At 53.0% G+C, this 16,457-nt stretch carries 14 protein-coding genes; 6 read left to right on the top strand and 8 right to left on the bottom strand.

From position 1 onward, the window contains the following. The first annotated feature begins 219 nt into the window (after positions 1-219). On the top strand, positions 220-1,521 hold the full coding sequence (locus DEU53_RS05440) for a D-amino acid dehydrogenase (RefSeq protein WP_101764206.1): 1,302 nt from the start codon (positions 220-222) through the stop codon (positions 1,519-1,521). A gap of 21 nt (positions 1,522-1,542) precedes the next feature. Then, entirely contained in the window at positions 1,543-2,613 is a 1,071-nt protein-coding gene (gene dadX, locus DEU53_RS05435) for a catabolic alanine racemase DadX (RefSeq protein ID WP_110866278.1), read from the top strand. Here the strand turns inward: dadX and DEU53_RS05430 are convergent. From DEU53_RS05430 to yeaG, 6 genes are all read right to left on the bottom strand, one after another. After that, the gene (locus DEU53_RS05430; protein WP_101764208.1) at positions 2,606-3,799 is read right to left on the bottom strand and encodes a multidrug effflux MFS transporter; all 1,194 of its coding nucleotides are present in this window, start codon (positions 3,797-3,799) and stop codon (positions 2,606-2,608) included. The two genes, dadX and DEU53_RS05430, sit on opposite strands and share 8 nt — an antisense overlap. Before the next feature lie 113 nt (positions 3,800-3,912). Further along, on the bottom strand, positions 3,913-5,379 hold the full coding sequence (wbaP, locus tag DEU53_RS05425; protein ID WP_008110368.1) for an undecaprenyl-phosphate galactose phosphotransferase WbaP: 1,467 nt from the start codon (positions 5,377-5,379) through the stop codon (positions 3,913-3,915). Between the two features lie 377 nt (positions 5,380-5,756). Beyond that, positions 5,757-5,990: a DUF1480 family protein gene (locus tag DEU53_RS05420; RefSeq protein ID WP_110866277.1), complete on the bottom strand. Its 234-nt coding sequence runs from the start codon at positions 5,988-5,990 to the stop codon at positions 5,757-5,759. A gap of 77 nt (positions 5,991-6,067) precedes the next feature. Beyond that, entirely contained in the window at positions 6,068-7,795 is a 1,728-nt protein-coding gene (locus DEU53_RS05415) for a potassium/proton antiporter (protein WP_101764211.1), read from the bottom strand. A gap of 230 nt (positions 7,796-8,025) precedes the next feature. After that, positions 8,026-9,303, bottom strand: a complete 1,278-nt coding sequence (locus DEU53_RS05410; protein ID WP_110866276.1) for a YeaH/YhbH family protein — start codon at positions 9,301-9,303, stop codon at positions 8,026-8,028. A gap of 90 nt (positions 9,304-9,393) precedes the next feature. Next, entirely contained in the window at positions 9,394-11,328 is a 1,935-nt protein-coding gene (yeaG, locus tag DEU53_RS05405) for a protein kinase YeaG (RefSeq protein WP_008110364.1), read from the bottom strand. Positions 11,329-11,736: 408 nt separating this feature from the next. On the opposite strand from yeaG, the gene DEU53_RS05400 reads away from it, so the two are divergent. Both DEU53_RS05400 and DEU53_RS05395 read left to right on the top strand, forming a co-directional pair. After that, positions 11,737-12,486, top strand: coding sequence for a MipA/OmpV family protein (locus DEU53_RS05400; protein WP_110866275.1), 750 nt, complete (start codon positions 11,737-11,739; stop codon positions 12,484-12,486). 80 nt (positions 12,487-12,566) lie between these two features. Beyond that, positions 12,567-13,418, top strand: coding sequence for an aldo/keto reductase (locus tag DEU53_RS05395; protein ID WP_304465969.1), 852 nt, complete (start codon positions 12,567-12,569; stop codon positions 13,416-13,418). A gap of 23 nt (positions 13,419-13,441) precedes the next feature. On the opposite strand, the gene DEU53_RS05390 is transcribed toward DEU53_RS05395, so the two are convergent. After that, positions 13,442-14,314 (bottom strand): D-hexose-6-phosphate mutarotase, encoded by an 873-nt coding sequence (locus DEU53_RS05390; protein ID WP_110866273.1) that lies wholly within the window; start codon positions 14,312-14,314, stop codon positions 13,442-13,444. A gap of 75 nt (positions 14,315-14,389) precedes the next feature. After that, a complete protein-coding gene (gene gapA, locus DEU53_RS05385; protein WP_007889697.1) occupies positions 14,390-15,388 on the bottom strand; it encodes a glyceraldehyde-3-phosphate dehydrogenase in 999 nt (332 codons plus the stop codon). A 338-nt stretch (positions 15,389-15,726) separates the two neighbouring features. On the opposite strand from gapA, the gene msrB reads away from it, so the two are divergent. Both msrB and DEU53_RS05375 read left to right on the top strand, forming a co-directional pair. Then, a complete protein-coding gene (msrB, locus tag DEU53_RS05380; RefSeq protein WP_110866272.1) occupies positions 15,727-16,137 on the top strand; it encodes a peptide-methionine (R)-S-oxide reductase MsrB in 411 nt (136 codons plus the stop codon). Positions 16,138-16,139: 2 nt separating this feature from the next. Continuing rightward, the gene (locus tag DEU53_RS05375) at positions 16,140-16,421 is read left to right on the top strand and encodes a YeaC family protein (protein WP_101764217.1); all 282 of its coding nucleotides are present in this window, start codon (positions 16,140-16,142) and stop codon (positions 16,419-16,421) included. The last annotated feature ends 36 nt before the right edge of the window (positions 16,422-16,457 follow it).

Here is a 16,457-nt window from a genome sequence, read left to right as displayed (position 1 = left end):
AAAAAGTCAAAACCGCTCCCTTCCGCATAATAAATGGCTGATTAAGGGATTTAAGGCATAAAAAATCCTGATTTTGCCGCTGTTGCATGATTTCAGTGTGCAGTCAGGTAAAAAACATGTGAAATAAGTCGGTCGAATGTAAGATTTCAATAGCGGTCGGGTTATGCTGTGTTGGGCTGGGTTAATAGTTAATTATTCTTTTGCTGCGACGAGGGGCTTATGCGCGTAGTGATTCTTGGTAGTGGTGTGGTTGGGGTAGCGAGCGCATGGTATCTGGCGCAGGCCGGACATGAGGTCACGGTTATCGATCGTCAACCTGCCGCCGCGCTGGAAACCAGCGCTGGTAATGCGGGACAGATTTCACCGGGCTATGCTGCGCCCTGGGCGGCGCCGGGCGTTCCGCTGAAAGCGGTTAAATGGATGTTCCAGCGTCACGCGCCGCTGGCGGTACGTCTCGATGGCAGCAAATTCCAGCTGGAATGGATGTGGAATATGCTGCGAAACTGCGACATGCAGCACTATCAAGAGAATAAAAGCCGCATGGTGCGCATCGCGGAGTACAGCCGCGACTGCCTGAAAACGCTGCGCGCCAGCACCGGCATTGCCTATGAAGGTCGGCAGGGCGGCACGCTGCAGCTGTTCCGCACTCAGCAACAGTTCGAAAGTGCCAGCAAAGATATCGCCGTGCTGCGCGATGCGGGCGTGCCCTATGAGTTGCTGGAAGCGCATCAGCTCAAAAATGTCGAACCTGCGCTGGCGGCCACGGCGCATAAACTCACCGGCGGTTTGCGTCTCCCTAACGACGAAACCGGCGACTGCCAACTGTTCACCCAACGTCTGGCTGCGATGGCAGCGGCGGCGGGCGTAACCTTCCGCTACAACACCTCGGTTGATCAGTTGTTGCGTGAGGGCAATCGCATTTATGGCGTGAAGTGTGGCGATGAAGTGATCAAAGCCGATGCTTACGTGGTGGCATTCGGTTCCTATTCAACCGCGCTGCTGAAAGACATTCTCGCCATCCCGGTTTACCCGTTGAAAGGCTATTCGCTGACGATTCCAATCAAGAATGCCGACGCCGCACCGGTTTCCACCATCCTCGATGAAACCTATAAAGTGGCGGTAACGCGCTTTGACGATCGCATTCGCGTGGGCGGCATGGCAGAAATTGTTGGTTTTAACACCAAACTGTTGCCGGCACGACGCGAAACGCTGGAGATGGTGGTCCGCGATCTCTATCCTGAAGGCGGTTTTGTCGAACAGGCCACGTTCTGGACCGGATTGCGTCCGATGACGCCAGACGGTACGCCGATTGTCGGGCGCACGCCGCTCTCCAATCTCTATCTCAATACCGGTCACGGTACGCTGGGATGGACGATGGCTTGTGGTTCCGGTCAGCTTCTGGCTGATTTAATTTCTGGTCAGAAACCGGCGATTGCCGCAGATGATTTGTCAGTGCTGCGCTACCTGCCAGGTTTTGAGCCACATTCTTCGCCACTGCGTAACGCCAGCGCGGCGCGCTGAGACCTCAGGGAGAGTAAAAGCATGTCACGTCCAACCGGTGCCACCATCAATCAACAGGCACTGCGTCATAATCTGGCCGTTGTTCGCCGGGCGGCCCCGCAATCACGCGTCTGGTCGGTGATAAAAGCCAATGCGTATGGTCACGGTGTGGCTCGCGTGTGGCAAAGCCTGGCAGAAACCGATGGTTTCGCGCTGCTGAATATGGAAGAGGCGATCCTGCTGCGTGAGCAGGGCTGGAAAAAACCGATCCTGCTGCTGGAAGGTTTCTTTCATGCCGAGGATTTAGCGCTAATCGATCGTTACCGCCTCACCACCAGCGTGCACAGCAACTGGCAGATTCAGGCGCTGGCAAAAGCGCAGCTGTCGGCACCGGTGGATGTGTACCTCAAAATCAACAGCGGTATGAACCGGCTTGGTTTCCGTCCTGAGCAGGCTCATGCGGCGTGGCAAAAACTGCACGCTCTGCCGAACGTCGGTGCAATGACGTTGATGGCGCACTTCGCTGATGCGGAGAATCCGCAAGGAGTCGTTGAGCCAATGAAGCGCGTCGAACTGGCGGCGGAAGGGCTCAATTGTCCGCGTTCTCTGTCTAACTCTGCGGCTACGCTGTGGCATCCTGAAGCGCATTTTGACTGGGTGCGTCCCGGCATTATTCTCTATGGCGCGTCACCGAGCGGCGACTGGCAGGATATCGCCAGCACCGGATTGCAGCCGGTGATGACGCTCACCAGCGAAATCATTGGCGTGCAGCAGCTGAATGCCGGTGACGGCGTGGGTTACGGTTATCGCTATCACGCCAGCGGCACCCAGCGTATCGGCATTGTCGCCTGTGGTTACGCCGATGGCTATCCACGTCATGCGCCCACCGGCACGCCAGTCAGCGTGGATGGCATACGCACGCAAACGCTGGGCGCCATCTCCATGGACATGATAATGATCGATTTAGAACCTTGTCCGCAGGCCGGCATCGGTTCAAAGGTGGAGCTGTGGGGCAATCAGGTGAAGATCGATGAGGTGGCAAAAGCCGCCGGAACGGTGGGCTACGAGCTGATGTGCGCGCTCGCGCCACGCGTTCCGGTTGAGGTTATTTAAGCGCGGTCACGCGACCGTGCATTTTCTTACTGCAGCGCCAGGCGGTCAGTGCCAGCGCTGCACCCAGCAGCATCATCAATGCCAGTGACGACTTCTCAGCAACTGGCAATGCTACGATTGCCATGCTGCCGCCCGCACCACACGCCATCTGAATAAATCCCTGCAGTGCTGAGGCCACGCCCGCTTGCTGCTGATACGGCTCCAGCGCGTAGCTGGTGGCGGGACCGACCGTGAACGCCAGGCCGGCAACGGAAACCGCCACGGGAATCATGTACAGCGCCCAATGGTTTTGCCACGCCGCCGGTAACAGCGTGGTGCCCATCATCAGAAGAATTGCGCCGATCAACATGGTGGCGAAACCCATCGCCAGGCAGAACGGGCGTCCCGCTTTGCGAATGGTTTTGTTTACGAACGCGCTAACCAGCATGATCCAAAACCCGTTGGCGCCAAAGGCGAAAGAGAATTGCAACGGCGTCAGGCCGCCTTCGGTCATCAGCACGTGTGGCGCCAGAGACACATAGGTCAGCACCATGCCCAGCGCGCCGGCATTGGCAAAGGCAAAGGCGAGAAAGCGCGGTTCACGGGCGATGGCAGCATACTGCGCCAGCGGTAAACCTTTAACGCGTAAGGTGTCCGCCGGGCGCGTTTCGGGCAGCCACAGCAGGACGATCAAGCCGATTACCACCGCATAGCCGCACAGGAACCAGAACGGCATCCGCCAGCCGTAGGCTTCGGCGAGGATCCCACCCAGCAGTGGCGCCAGCGCGGGAACGATATTCAGCGCACCATTGAGAAAGCCGTAAGCGCGTGCGGCATCCTCGCCACTGAGACGGTCACGCACGCCGCTGAAGGCCACCACCGCCGTGCAGCACACCGCGCAACCCTGAATGATGCGGGCGAGAAAGAACACCGGCCACAGCGTGCTCGTGGCGGCAATCGCGCTGCCAATGATGTAAAGCGCAAGACCAATTAACGCGAGCGGCTTACGACCAAAATTATCCACCAGCGGACCGGTGATCAATTGGCCAATGCCCATCACCAATAAAAACAGAGGAATCGTGATTTGGATGAGGCTCACCGGGCTGTTAAGACCTTCGGCGATTTGCGGCAATGTCGGGAGGTAAAGATCAATGCCAAGCGGCGCCAGCAGCACCAGGCTAAGAAGTATTAAGGTGAATTTTTGCATTACGAACCGGACGACCTGTTGAACAATCCGGAAGGGTAATGACTCTTAGGGGAAAAAGAAAGGGATAATAAAAGCGATGCCTGCCGAAGTGCACAGGCACCGCCTCGAGGGTATTAGTAAGCGCCGTCGCGACGAACCACTACGCCAGCGGTTTTGAACAGAATCGCAATGTCAGTCCATAACGCCCAGTTTTTCACGTACCAGGAATCGAAGTAGACGCGCGTATCGTAGTCAATGTCGTTACGTCCGCTGACCTGCCACAAACCGGTCATGCCCGGTTTCGCCATCAGGTAGTAATCCACATCACCGGCATAACGCTCCAGTTCTGCTTCAATCACCGGACGCGGACCGACCAGACTCATTTCGCCACGAATCACGTTCCACAGTTGTGGCAGCTCATCAAGGCTGGTTTTGCGCAGGAAGTTACCAATTTTGGTCACACGCGGATCGTTTTTCAGTTTGAAATCACGGTCCCATTCGGCACGCGCTTCCTCGCTGGTCGCCAGCAAATTTTGCAGCACTTCCTGCGAGTTGGTCACCATTGAGCGGAACTTCAGGCACTTAAACTTCACGCCATCTTGCCCAACGCGTTCATGACCATAAATCGCATTGCCGCCGTCACGTTTCACCATCGCACACAGCAGTCCAAATACCGGTCCGAGGAACAGCAGCAGCATGGATGCCACCACGATATCGAAGGTGCGTTTCAGGAAGCGCGAAGAGCGTTTCGCCAGGTTGTTGCTGACGCGCAAAATCATCACTTCATGGCTGAAGATGAATGACATATCGGTGCCATACAGCGGCACGCCGCGCAGCGTTGGGATCACGGAGATTGAACGGCACTTCATTTTGGACAGGAACTTCAGCCATTTATCGCGCACCACTTGCTGCTCAAATTCGGTGGCGACGATAAATTGCGTGTTGTCACGGTCCATGGTTTGCCAGTTGATGTCTTTCCAGGTGATCACCGGAACGCCATTAACCTTCTCATGCTGTTGGTCATCATCCAGCGAGATAAACGCCTGCACGTTATAACCGAGGATCTCCTCGCTCTGCAGCGCCGCATAAGCTTCCATGGCATTTTTACCGGAACCAATGATGATGGTTTCCTTCTGCCACTGACCTGCGCGGTTGATGGCGCGTTTTACCACGGCACGCATCAGCGGCAGCAGCAGCAGAGCGTAAGTCCAGCTAAATACCCAAACCATGCGCGAGAAGTCCCATTTTGAAAAGGCAATCAACGCCAGATCAAGCAGAGAGAAGACGAACAGGGTTTTAATCACTTCTTTCAGTTCAAACCAAAACGGCTTGCGATAAGTGTAGTGACGCATACGCACCCAGAACCAGGCGGTGCAAAGAATAGAAAGGCTAAATTGGGCAATAAACCGGTATTCAATCTGCTGGGGCGGAATAAAGGTATCCAGTTCGCCCCAAATACCTTGAACGGTGGCGGCAGATAAAAACAATGCCAGATTTAATGCAATTAAATCCGAGAAACTAAGTGCGACTTTTGCGATGAGGTTTTTGCGCAGTCCGCTCCACGAGCGGGTTGCATCATTCATTATCAAAGTACTTGCCATAAAACCTGCTCTCTTTTCTTAAGTAAAAGATGGCCTGACCAGAATCAAGTACGCGCTCAGGAGTGGTCCGCTGAAAAATGGAAAGAATAATTCTTTCAGCGAGATATAAGTCAGTGCTGCCATAAGCGCTGCAAGGAAAGGACCGTTTGAGACGTGATGCACGTCACGAAAAGCTGCAGCAACGTTTGAGAGTATGCAGGAGTTATTTGACAGAGTTAATATGGAAATAGTCTGAAAAGGAAATAAATGACTAAAGAAATAATTGGCTATTTAATTGAAATGTATGGTTAAAAGTTAATTAATCGCGAATATTACGCTTCATTTTAAGACAGCTTTTCGGAATGACCGCCATTCCTATCAATGGCGGCGCCAGCCAATCAGGCGGGTTTTTTTAATACCCACAGGTCCTGCTGCTTGTCATAGTGTCCGATTTGCAGATCGACAGCCTCTTCATCAATCCATGCCGGTACACTGGTATCCACATCCCAGCCGTCGAGTTGGTCACTCAGGCCGGGATTGGTATGGCAGGGAATACTGACAGTGTCGCCATTGTCACTATTGAACTCTGCATCAACGATTTCATATTGACCAATCTTCACCACGCGTCCCATTACATTCTCCCGTATTAACTGGGTTGAATAGTGAGCATAGTCGTTCACACGCAGTTTACGAGCGATAAAGCCTCGGATTAATCCTTGTCTTCGCTGACGCGCACGCCAACCTTCACAATCTGGTTATCTTCTTTCTCTGCCACCGTCCAGGTTAACTGCTTCCATTCCACCTGATCGCCAACCACTGGCGTGCTGCCGAGCAAACTCATTACCAGCTGTCCTAGCGACTGCTGATCGTTGGTCTGTTCATCTAACTCCAGGCCGTAAATTTGCGCCACGTCGCGCAGGCGCGCCTCGGCATCCAGAATAAAGTCGCCGAAGAAGCGTTGATCCAGCGATACCGGCGGCGATTGGCTGAACATTTTACCCAAGGCGGGGAGATCACGTTCACGGCCAATCACACACAGCACATCGCCTTCTTTCAGGCGCGTATTGCCGTTGGGATGCATTAACGCGTTATCGCGGAACAGGGCGGCGATGCGGGTTTCGCGCGGCATCTGCAAATCACGCAGCGCTGCGCCGACGCACCATTTGTCGGCGCTCAGCTGATAAATAAATTGTTCCCACGGATTCTCCGGATGGATATCCAGCCCAACCCGGCTAATCGGCGAGGCGGTTGGTGGCACCACCACTTTGGCGCGTTTGGCGGCATAGCCCAGCGAAGTGCCTTGCAGCATCAACGACACCAATACTACAAAGAAAGCGATGTTGAAGTAGAGCTTGGCGTTCTCCAGCCCGGCCATCATCGGAAATACGGCGAGGATGATTGGCACTGCGCCACGTAAGCCCACCCAACTGATGAAGATACGTTCGCGTCCGGTGAAGCCTTTGAACGGTAACAGACCAACCAGAATCGACAGCGGGCGCGCTACCAGAATCAACCACAGCGACAGAATCATCGCCGGCACCGCGATGTGCCACAAATCGGAGGGTGTCACCAGCAAGCCCAGCACAATGAACATGCCGATTTGGCTCAGCCATGCCATGCCGTCAAAGGTTTGCAAAATACCGTGGCGGTTGCGAATCGGGCTGTTGCCCAGCAGGAAGCCGCAAAGATAAACCGCCAGAATGCCGCTGCCTTCCATCACGGTGGTGAGCGCAAACACGATGATGCCGCCACTCACCGCCAGCAGCGGATATAAACCCTGCGCCAGATTGATACGGTTAATCAACTGCTGCAGCGCCCAGCCGCCGCCCAGGCCTAATACGATGCCAAGACCAAACTGCTGCACCAGATGCACCACAAACATCCAACTCAGGCCGGACTGGCCTTGCTGAATCATGTCGATCAGCGTGATGGTGAGAAACACCGCCATCGGATCGTTGCTGCCGGATTCAATCTCCAGCGTGGAGCTGACACGTTCATTGAGGCCTTTATCACCCAGCAGCGAAAATACGGCGGCGGCATCGGTAGAACCGATAATCGCGCCAATCAGAAAGCCCTGCATCAGATCGAGCTTAAACAGCCAGGCAGCGGCAACGCCGGTTAACCCTGCAGTGATCATCACGCCAACCGTCGCCAGCGATAATGCCGGGCCGAGCGCCACCTTTAGCGAAGATGCTTTGGTGCGCATCCCGCCATCAAGCAAGATGATGGCTAAAGCGAGGTTGGAGACCAGATAGGCGACGGGATAGTTATCAAAGGCGATCCCACCGATACCATCAATCCCGGCCAACATGCCGAGAGCGAGGAAGATCACCAGAATCGGAATGCCAAGGCGTGATGAAAAGGAACTGAGCAAAATACTTGCTGCTACCAGCACGGACCCAATAATGAACAAACTGTAAATCATGCTGGTATTCAACGGCGTTCTCCTGCGGTGGGGCAAAAAAGACAAACTGCGGGCGATTCACACAGACAAGGTGGAAAGATAATGCCTTATCAATAGCTTGTCAGCGCTTAATTGCACATTTTTTCATTCTGTGGGGCCGCATCCCATACACAGCTAAATTTGTATGAAAAAACAACAGGAAATGGCGCGAAGTGAGTGGGGCTGCTGCAAAGAAAAAGCCGGTCAGTGACCGGCTTATGGACTCAGGCTTCTGCAGCCTGTTTGTGGAAAAGTTCTCTAAATACCGGATAGATGTCTTCTGGCTCGCGAATATGTTGGATTGCGAAGTTATCAAACATTGCCTGCAGATGTTCATACTCGCGCCATAAGGTCTGGTGCGCGCGGCGCGTGATCTCGATATAGCTGTAATAACGCACAACCGGCAGAATATGTTTGGCTAAGATCTCGTGGCAGAGCGGTGAATCATCGGCCCAGTTATCACCATCCGACGCTTGCGCCGCATAGATGTTCCACTGTGACGGGTCATAACGCTCTTTAACTACTTCATCCATCAACTTCAGTGCACTGGAAACAATGGTGCCGCCCGTTTCCTGTGAGTAGAAGAATTCCTGTTCGTCGACCTCTTTGGCTTGAGTATGATGGCGAATGTACACCACGTCGACGTTCTTGTAGGTACGGCTCAGGAACAGATACAGCAGAATGTAGAAACGCTTCGCCATATCTTTGGTGGCTTGATCCATCGAACCTGACACGTCCATCAGGCAGAACATCACGGCCTGGCTGGAAGGTTCTGGTCGCTTCTCGAAGTTTTTGTAGCGCAGGTCAAAGGTATCGATAAACGGCACGCGGTCGATGCGCGCGCGCAACTCAGCGATCTCTTTACGTAAACGCTCCTCTTCCAGTAACTGCGCCGGTTCGCTGGTTTCCACTTCGGATAGCGTAGCTTCCAGTTCGTTTAACATGCGGCGTTTACCCGCCGTCATCGCCGTACGACGAGCCAGCGAGTTCTGCAGCGAGCGCACCACGCTGATATTAGCCGGCGTACCGTTTGAGGTGTAGCCCGCGCGATGGGTTTTGTACTCGTTTAACTGACGATGTTGATTCTTGCGCAGGTTCGGCAACGCCAAATCTTCGAACAGAAGATCGAGATATTCATCTTTAGATATCTGGAAGCTGAATTCATCCTGGCCTTCACCATCCTGACTGGCGTTGCCCTGGCCGCTACCGCCGCTGCTGCCGCCACCTTGCGGACGTTCAATGCGATCGTTTTGCACGAAATGGTCATTCCCAGGATGCACGCGATGGCGACTGCCGCCGCGGCCCTGATGGAAGCTCGGTTCGTTGATATCGTCAATTGGAATCGAGACCGATTCGCCGCTCTCGACATCGGTCACCGAACGCTTGTTGATGGCCTCGGAGATCGATTGCTTGATTTGCGACTTATAACGGCGCAGAAAGCGCTGCCGATTGACGGCGCTTTTGTTCTTACCGTTGAGACGCCGATCGATAAAATAGGCCATAAAAATCCCCCAAACTGCATTGCAAGCTTAGGCCGGGAAACCCGGCCTCCTGTTGCAGCACCGTAGCGCCGCAACGCTTACAGATAACGATTATGAAGATTTACGCACGCGCAGATACCACTCGCACAGCAGGCGTACTTGCTTGCGGGTATAGCCTTTTTCCATCATGCGATCGACAAAATCATCGTGTTTTTTCTGCTCGTCCGTTGAGGTTTTGGTATTGAACGAAATCACCGGCAGCAACTCTTCGGTGTTCGAGAACATTTTCTTCTCGATGACCGTGCGCAGTTTTTCATAGCTGGTCCAGTTAGGATTGCGTCCGCTATTCTGCGCACGGGCACGCAGCACAAAGTTGACAATCTCGTTACGGAAATCTTTCGGGTTACTGATCCCGGCAGGTTTCTCGATCTTTTCCAGCTCGGCGTTCAGCGATTCGCGGTCAAACAGCTGTCCGGTGTCAGGATCGCGGTACTCTTGATCCTGAATCCAGAAATCAGCGTAGGTAACGTAGCGATCAAAGATGTTTTGACCGTATTCCGAGTAGGACTCCAGATACGCGGTCTGAATCTCTTTACCGATAAACTCGGCGTATTTCGGAATCAGGTAGCCTTTCAGGTGCTCCAGATACTTCTCGGCTTGATCCTGAGGGAACTGCTCGCGCTCAATTTGCTGCTCCAGTACGTAGAACAGATGCACCGGGTTGGCCGCCACCTCAGCATGGTCGAAGTTAAACACGCGCGACAGGATTTTAAACGCGAAGCGGGTTGAAAGACCGTTCATGCCCTCATCAACGCCCGCGTAATCGTGATACTCCTGCCAGGATTTGGCTTTTGGATCGGTATCTTTCAGGCTTTCGCCATCATAGACGCGCATTTTGGAGTAGATGCTGGAGTTTTCCGGCTCTTTCAAACGCGACAGAATCGAGAAGCGGGCCAGGGTTTCCAGCGTGCCCGGCGCGCATGGCGCAGTGGTCAACTCACTGTGATCCAATAGTTTGTTATAGATCTTGATCTCTTCGGAAACGCGTAGGCAATAAGGCACTTTGACGATGTAAACACGGTCGAGGAAGGCCTCATTGTTTTTGTTATTACGGAAGGTGACCCATTCTGATTCGTTAGAGTGCGCCAGAATGATGCCGTTGAACGGCAGGGCAGAAATCCCTTCGGTACCGTTGTAGTTACCTTCCTGCGTGGCGGTCAGCAGCGGATGCAGCACTTTAATCGGTGCTTTAAACATCTCAACGAATTCCATCACGCCTTGGTTTGCGCGGCAAAGGGCACCTGAATAGCCGTAAGCATCAGGATCGTTTTGCGCGTGATTTTCCAGCTTGCGGATATCCACTTTACCGACCAACGCAGAAATATCCTGGTTGTTCTCATCACCCGGTTCTGTTTTGGCAATCGCTACCTGCTCCAGAATCGACGGCCACACTTTCACCACTTTGAAGCGGGTGATATCGCCGCCAAACTCATGCAGGCGTTTCGCCGCCCAGGGCGACATGATGGTGCCCAGATAACGCCGTGGCACGCCATACTCTTTTTCCAGAATATTGGCGTCTTCCTGCGGGTTAAACAGGCAGAGCGGATGATCGTTTACCGGGCTGCGCTCGCCGTCGGCGCTCAGCACATAGATCGGCACACGCTGCATCAGCGCTTTCAGGCGCTCGGCCAATGAGGATTTACCGCCACCCACCGGGCCCAGTAAGTAAAGGATCTGTTTCTTCTCTTCCAAACCCTGCGCGGCGTGTTTCAGGTAGGAGACGATTTGCTCAATCGCTTCCTCCATACCGTAAAACTCTTCGAAGGCCGGGTAGCGTCCCATGACTCGGTTGGAAAAGATTCGGGAAAGGCGAGGCTCTTGCGCAGTGTCAACCATCACCGGCTCACCGATGGCCATTAATAGTCGCTCGGCAGCGTTGGCGTATGCACTGCGATCCTGTTTACAGATGGCGAGGAATTCCTGCAATGAGAACTCTTCGTCCTTGGCAGCTTCATAACGCTGACGATAGTGATCGAATATATTCATAGCGATGCCCGTCCTTTCGTTTTTAGCACAGGTAAAGGAGCGTAATAAAAGTTTGTAGCAGCTCCCGGAAGATATTCTTTATTGAGTACAGCAACCCTTATGCCAACCTGACGTTTTTTTATCGGGATACACAATTCTTATGGTTACTCTGCTCGTACAAAAAAGTCTCGTCTTACATTTAACTGTAGAAGGCATTCAGAAAACCTGCAGCCACTTTTCTCCTTATTCAGCGATATATCAATAACAAAGTCTCATAAGCACTGAGGCAATCAACCTAAGCCGTGAGAGCGATGAAGCCACTGAGAATATTTCGCTATGCTGGTTAGAGAGCATCATTAAACGTTAACCGATAGCAAAAATTTGGTTAGACTCTGCGTGTGATTGTTATATTAATGGACTGAATAAATTGTGAACCAATTCAAACTTAAAGCGCTTACTCTGGCTATTCCTTGTTATTTTGCGGCGTTCGGCACTCATGCAGAACCCTTATCTCTTGGCGCTTCGGTGATTTATGCGCAGTCACCTTATCGGGGCGGACAAGACCGCTATCTGCCGATTCCGGTGATTAATTATGAAGGCGAAAACTTCTGGTTCCGTAGCCTGCAAGGCGGCTATTACCTGTGGAAAGACCCGCAGAATCAGCTGTCGCTGACGGTGCTGGGATCGCCGCAGCAGTACGATCCGAAAGACAACGATTTGGGTGACATGAAAGCGCTGGATAAGCGCCGTATGACGCTGATGGCCGGCGCCAACTATCGCCATGTTGCCGATTGGGGTATCGTGCGCACCGCTCTGCTGGGTGATGTGCTCAATAACAGCAATGGGTTAATCTGGGATCTCACCTATCTATATCGCTTTGATTTCGGCGCATTCAGCCTGACGCCGGGCATTGGTGCCATGTGGAACAGCGCCAATCAGAACCGTTATTACTACGGTGTTTCATCCCATGAAAGTGCGCGAACCGGCATCGCTGAGTATCATCCAGACGACAGCTGGTCGCCGTATGTCGAGATGAATGCCAGCTACCAAATCAGCCAAAGCTGGAACGCCAGCTTGTCTGGTCGTTACACGCGCTTCGACAGCGAAATCAAAGACAGCCCGATGGTCGATAAGAGTGGCCAGTTCACACTCTGGACCGGCATCAGTTACAGCTTCTGACGATTAAATAAACGCCTCGTAATGAGGCGTTTTTCTTACATTGCACCAATTCAGAGCCCCATATCAGCGCAACAGGAGGAGTGATGAAGACTATCCAATTTCACGGTGAATCAGCTTTACCCGCTATTGGCCAGGGAACCTGGTATATGGGTGAGAATGCAGCGCTGCGTAGCCAGGAAGTGGGCGCACTGCAGGCGGGTTTAGATCTTGGACTTAAGGTTATCGACACGGCGGAAATGTATTCGGAAGGCGCTGCCGAAGAGGTGGTCGGCGAAGCGTTACGCGGCCGTCGCGATCAAGCCTGGCTGGTATCGAAGGTGTATCCCTGGAATGCCGGTGAAGTCGATGCTATCGAGGCCTGCGAGCGCAGTCTGCGCCGTCTGCAAACCGATTACCTCGATCTCTACCTGCTGCACTGGCGTGGCAATGTGCCCTTAGAAGAAACCATTCGCGCGATGGAATCCTTGCAGCAGCAGGGCAAAATCCGCCATTGGGGCGTCTCGAACTTTGACCATGACGATATGCTGGAACTGTGGCAAGAGCCCGGCGGCAAATCCTGTTTAACCAATCAGGTGCTGTACCACTTAGCGTCACGCGGGATCGAGTACGATTTGTTGCCGCAGTGTCAGCAGCGCGAGATGCCGATTATGGCCTATTGCCCGTTAGCGCAGGCTGGACGACTGCGACAGGCGCTGTTTGACGATGCGCGTCTTCAACAGATTGCACAACAGAAGGGCATCAGCGTGGCGCAAGTGCTATTGGCTTGGGTGATCCGTCAGCAAGGCGTTTTGGCCATTCCTAAAGCCAGCAGCGTTGCACATGTGCAGCAAAATGCGGCCGCGCTTAGCATTAATTTGACTGATGAAGAGCTGAGCATCATTGATCGGGCGTTTCCTGCGCCTCAATCTAAAACTGCATTAGATGTGGTTTAGCGGCGCAACGGCGCCGCATCTTATTACTTATTAACGATACGAATTGTGGTGCCCAAACGCGCAGGGGATTCACCCGCGCTTTTTAACGGCTTGCTAATGCGCGCCGTTTCCACGCACACCATGGTTTTATAGCCTTCATTTGGCATGTCCCCCATGCTGCATGATAACTCCGGACCTGGATTCCACGTGACAACGTCACTCTGATAGTGGTGATAGACTTCAATCTGGCGTTTGCCCGCTTTATCGTGAATCACGCTGCAGTCATCCGCCGCGGTGTGGATACGATCCACGCGGTTGGGATAGGTCTGCTTGCCGTCGGATGCGCCAACAGCATTATCGTTAACCTTATCGATAAAACTGTTACCCAATCCGCTCACTTCGACCTGTGAGATGTCCGCAATTTGGAAGTAGCTGTGCAGCGCTGCGGTGGCTTCATAGTCGCCGTAAGCTTCCAGCTCAATTTCACAATGCTCAGCAATCCGGAAGCGAGCAAGCAGGGTGAAATCGTGCGGCCAGAGCTTTTTGGTTTGTGCGTTGCTTTCCAGCGTAAAAGTCAGCATTACCGCATCTTCGTTTTCGTCATGGGCGGTCAGCGTCCACGGCATATTGCGTGCAAAACCGTGCGCCGGTTCACCTGCCGGACCGAACCACGGCCAGCAAATAGGCACGCCGCCGCGGATTGCTTTACCTGTAGTAAATGGGGTCTTTTCACTGAGCCAAATCACCGGTTTTTGGCCGCTAGGCTGCCACGAAAGCAGATGCGCACCTTGCAGGGCAATCGCCGCTCGCACTTTAGGATGGCTGATCACTACAATTGGCAAATCACCCTGCTGACGCTGTGACAGATAAGGGGTGATTTGATTCACTACCGGAAGGGTATAAAGCGTATCTTGCATGGTCAGACCTTCTCTTTTATCCAGTCGAAAAAAAGGGGCGACCGAAGTCACCCCTTGTCCGTTTAGCCGGTTAGCTTACTTAGAAGCAACCAGTGCAATCAGATCGAGAACTTTGTGTGAGTAGCCAGTTTCGTTATCGTACCAGGAAACCAGTTTCACGAAGTTGTCGTTCAGAGCGATGCCTGCTTTAGCATCGAATACTGAAGTCAGGGTTTCGCCATTGAAGTCGGTAGAAACCACGTCGTCTTCAATGTAGCCCAGAACGCCTTTCATTTTGCCTTCTGACTCAGCTTTGATCACTGCACAAATTTCTTTGTAGGTCGCTGGTTTTTCCAGGCGAACAGTCAGGTCAACAACAGACACGTTTGGAGTAGGAACGCGGAACGCCATACCGGTCAGTTTGCCGTTCAGCTCTGGCAGAACAACGCCAACTGCTTTAGCTGCACCGGTAGAAGATGGGATGATGTTCTGCGCTGCGCCACGGCCGCCGCGCCAGTCTTTGTGAGACGGGCCATCAACGGTTTTCTGCGTCGCGGTGGTTGCGTGAACGGTGGTCATCAGACCTTCAACGATACCGAAGTTGTCGTTGATAACTTTAGCCAGTGGAGCCAGGCAGTTGGTGGTGCAAGACGCGTTAGAAACGATGTCCTGGCCAGCATATTTGTCAAAGTTAGCGCCACGTACGAACATCGGGGTGCTGTCTTTAGATGGACCAGTCAGAACCACTTTCTTCGCGCCAGCGGTGATGTGTTTACGTGCGGTTTCGTCGGTCAGGAAGATACCGGTCGCTTCAGCAACAACGTCAACACCCACTTCGTCCCACTTCAGGTTAGCCGGGTCTTTCTCAGCGGTAACACGGATTTTCTTACCGTTAACAATCAGTGCACCGTCTTTCACTTCTACAGTGCCGTCAAAACGACCGTGAGTAGAGTCATACTTCAGCATGTATGCCATGTAATCGGCGTCGAGCAGATCGTTGATCGCGACGATTTCGATGTCAGAACGCTGCTGCGCAGCACGGAAAACGATGCGACCGATACGGCCAAAACCGTTAATACCTACTTTGATAGTCATATATTCCACCAGCTATTTGTTAGTGAATAAAAGGTTGGCTGTAAAATTACAAAAACCTTACCAGGCGTCAAGCGGAATCGTGTCAATTGTTGCGACAGGTCAATTCCAACACCAGGAATAATTCGTTGCGCAATCGCTTACGCAGCACCCTTATTGCGCGCCTATGTTACGCCGAATGCGGGCTGAAAAGGGATGACTTTTGCAAAGGGTGATCGCCATCACAAAATCGTGCTGTGGAACAGATGTCAGAGGCGTTAGCACGAAAAAAGACCCGATAGATGTTGTACGTTTGTTAGAATACTAGTCGATTTTTTCAGAATGACACTCCGGAACTCAAAATGGCTAAAGACACCGCACCCGACGCAAAAATTGCGCAGCTTTCCGAAATGCAGCGCTATGTCACTCAGCATCGTGGAACGGAGCCCCCTTTCTCGGGCGCCTTGCTGCACAACAAGCAGGAAGGGATTTACCACTGCTTAGTTTGTAATTCGCCGCTGTTTCTCTCCGAAACCAAATACGATTCAGGCTGTGGCTGGCCAAGTTTCTATCAGCCTTTCAGTGACGACGCTATCCGCTATCTGGAAGATGATTCACACGGCATGCACCGGGTTGAGATTCGCTGTGGCAACTGTGATGCGCATTTGGGACATGTGTTCCCGGATGGCCCACAGCCGAGCGGCGAGCGCTACTGCGTGAACTCCGCCTCGCTAAACTTCACTGATGAGCAGGGCAATCAGCAAGAGGGCTAAGCATGAAACAGGAACTGGAAGCAATGCTGGAGGCGATGACGCCGGAAGTGTACGAGCGGCTCTCCACGGCGGTTGAAATCGGCAAATGGCCAGATGGCGTCGCGCTGACGCCAGAGCAGAAAGAGAATTGTCTGCAGCTGGTGATGTTGTGGCAGGCTCGCCACAATGACGATCCGCAACATATGACCATTAGCAAAGGTGGGGATATGGTGATGAAATCGAAGAAACAGCTGAAAGAAGAGTTTGGCATTGAGCCCGACGTCACGCGCATCAACCTGCACTAAAAATCAAAAGGGCTGGTTCTCACCAGCCCCTTATTT

The sequence above is a fragment of the Pantoea sp. AG1095 genome, from assembly GCF_003208415.1.
Taxonomy (GTDB): domain Bacteria; phylum Pseudomonadota; class Gammaproteobacteria; order Enterobacterales; family Enterobacteriaceae; genus Pantoea; species Pantoea leporis.
Note: the sequence above shows the minus strand (reverse complement) of the source record. Positions and strands in the feature narration are given on the sequence as shown.

What these genes read in the sequence shown, in the direction of transcription:
- msrB (WP_110866272.1), top strand. Translation starts at nt 15,727, where the DNA reads ATGGCTAAAGACACCGCACCCGACGCAAAAATTGCGCAGCTTTCCGAA.
- wbaP (WP_008110368.1), bottom strand. Translation starts at nt 5,379, where the DNA reads ATGGCAAGTACTTTGATAATGAATGATGCAACCCGCTCGTGGAGCGGA.
- dadX (WP_110866278.1), top strand. Translation starts at nt 1,543, where the DNA reads ATGTCACGTCCAACCGGTGCCACCATCAATCAACAGGCACTGCGTCAT.
- gapA (WP_007889697.1), bottom strand. Translation starts at nt 15,388, where the DNA reads ATGACTATCAAAGTAGGTATTAACGGTTTTGGCCGTATCGGTCGCATC.
- yeaG (WP_008110364.1), bottom strand. Translation starts at nt 11,328, where the DNA reads ATGAATATATTCGATCACTATCGTCAGCGTTATGAAGCTGCCAAGGAC.
- DEU53_RS05410 (WP_110866276.1), bottom strand. Translation starts at nt 9,303, where the DNA reads ATGGCCTATTTTATCGATCGGCGTCTCAACGGTAAGAACAAAAGCGCC.
- DEU53_RS05430 (WP_101764208.1), bottom strand. Translation starts at nt 3,799, where the DNA reads ATGCAAAAATTCACCTTAATACTTCTTAGCCTGGTGCTGCTGGCGCCG.
- DEU53_RS05440 (WP_101764206.1), top strand. Translation starts at nt 220, where the DNA reads ATGCGCGTAGTGATTCTTGGTAGTGGTGTGGTTGGGGTAGCGAGCGCA.
- DEU53_RS05390 (WP_110866273.1), bottom strand. Translation starts at nt 14,314, where the DNA reads ATGCAAGATACGCTTTATACCCTTCCGGTAGTGAATCAAATCACCCCT.
- DEU53_RS05420 (WP_110866277.1), bottom strand. Translation starts at nt 5,990, where the DNA reads ATGGGACGCGTGGTGAAGATTGGTCAATATGAAATCGTTGATGCAGAG.
- DEU53_RS05375 (WP_101764217.1), top strand. Translation starts at nt 16,140, where the DNA reads ATGAAACAGGAACTGGAAGCAATGCTGGAGGCGATGACGCCGGAAGTG.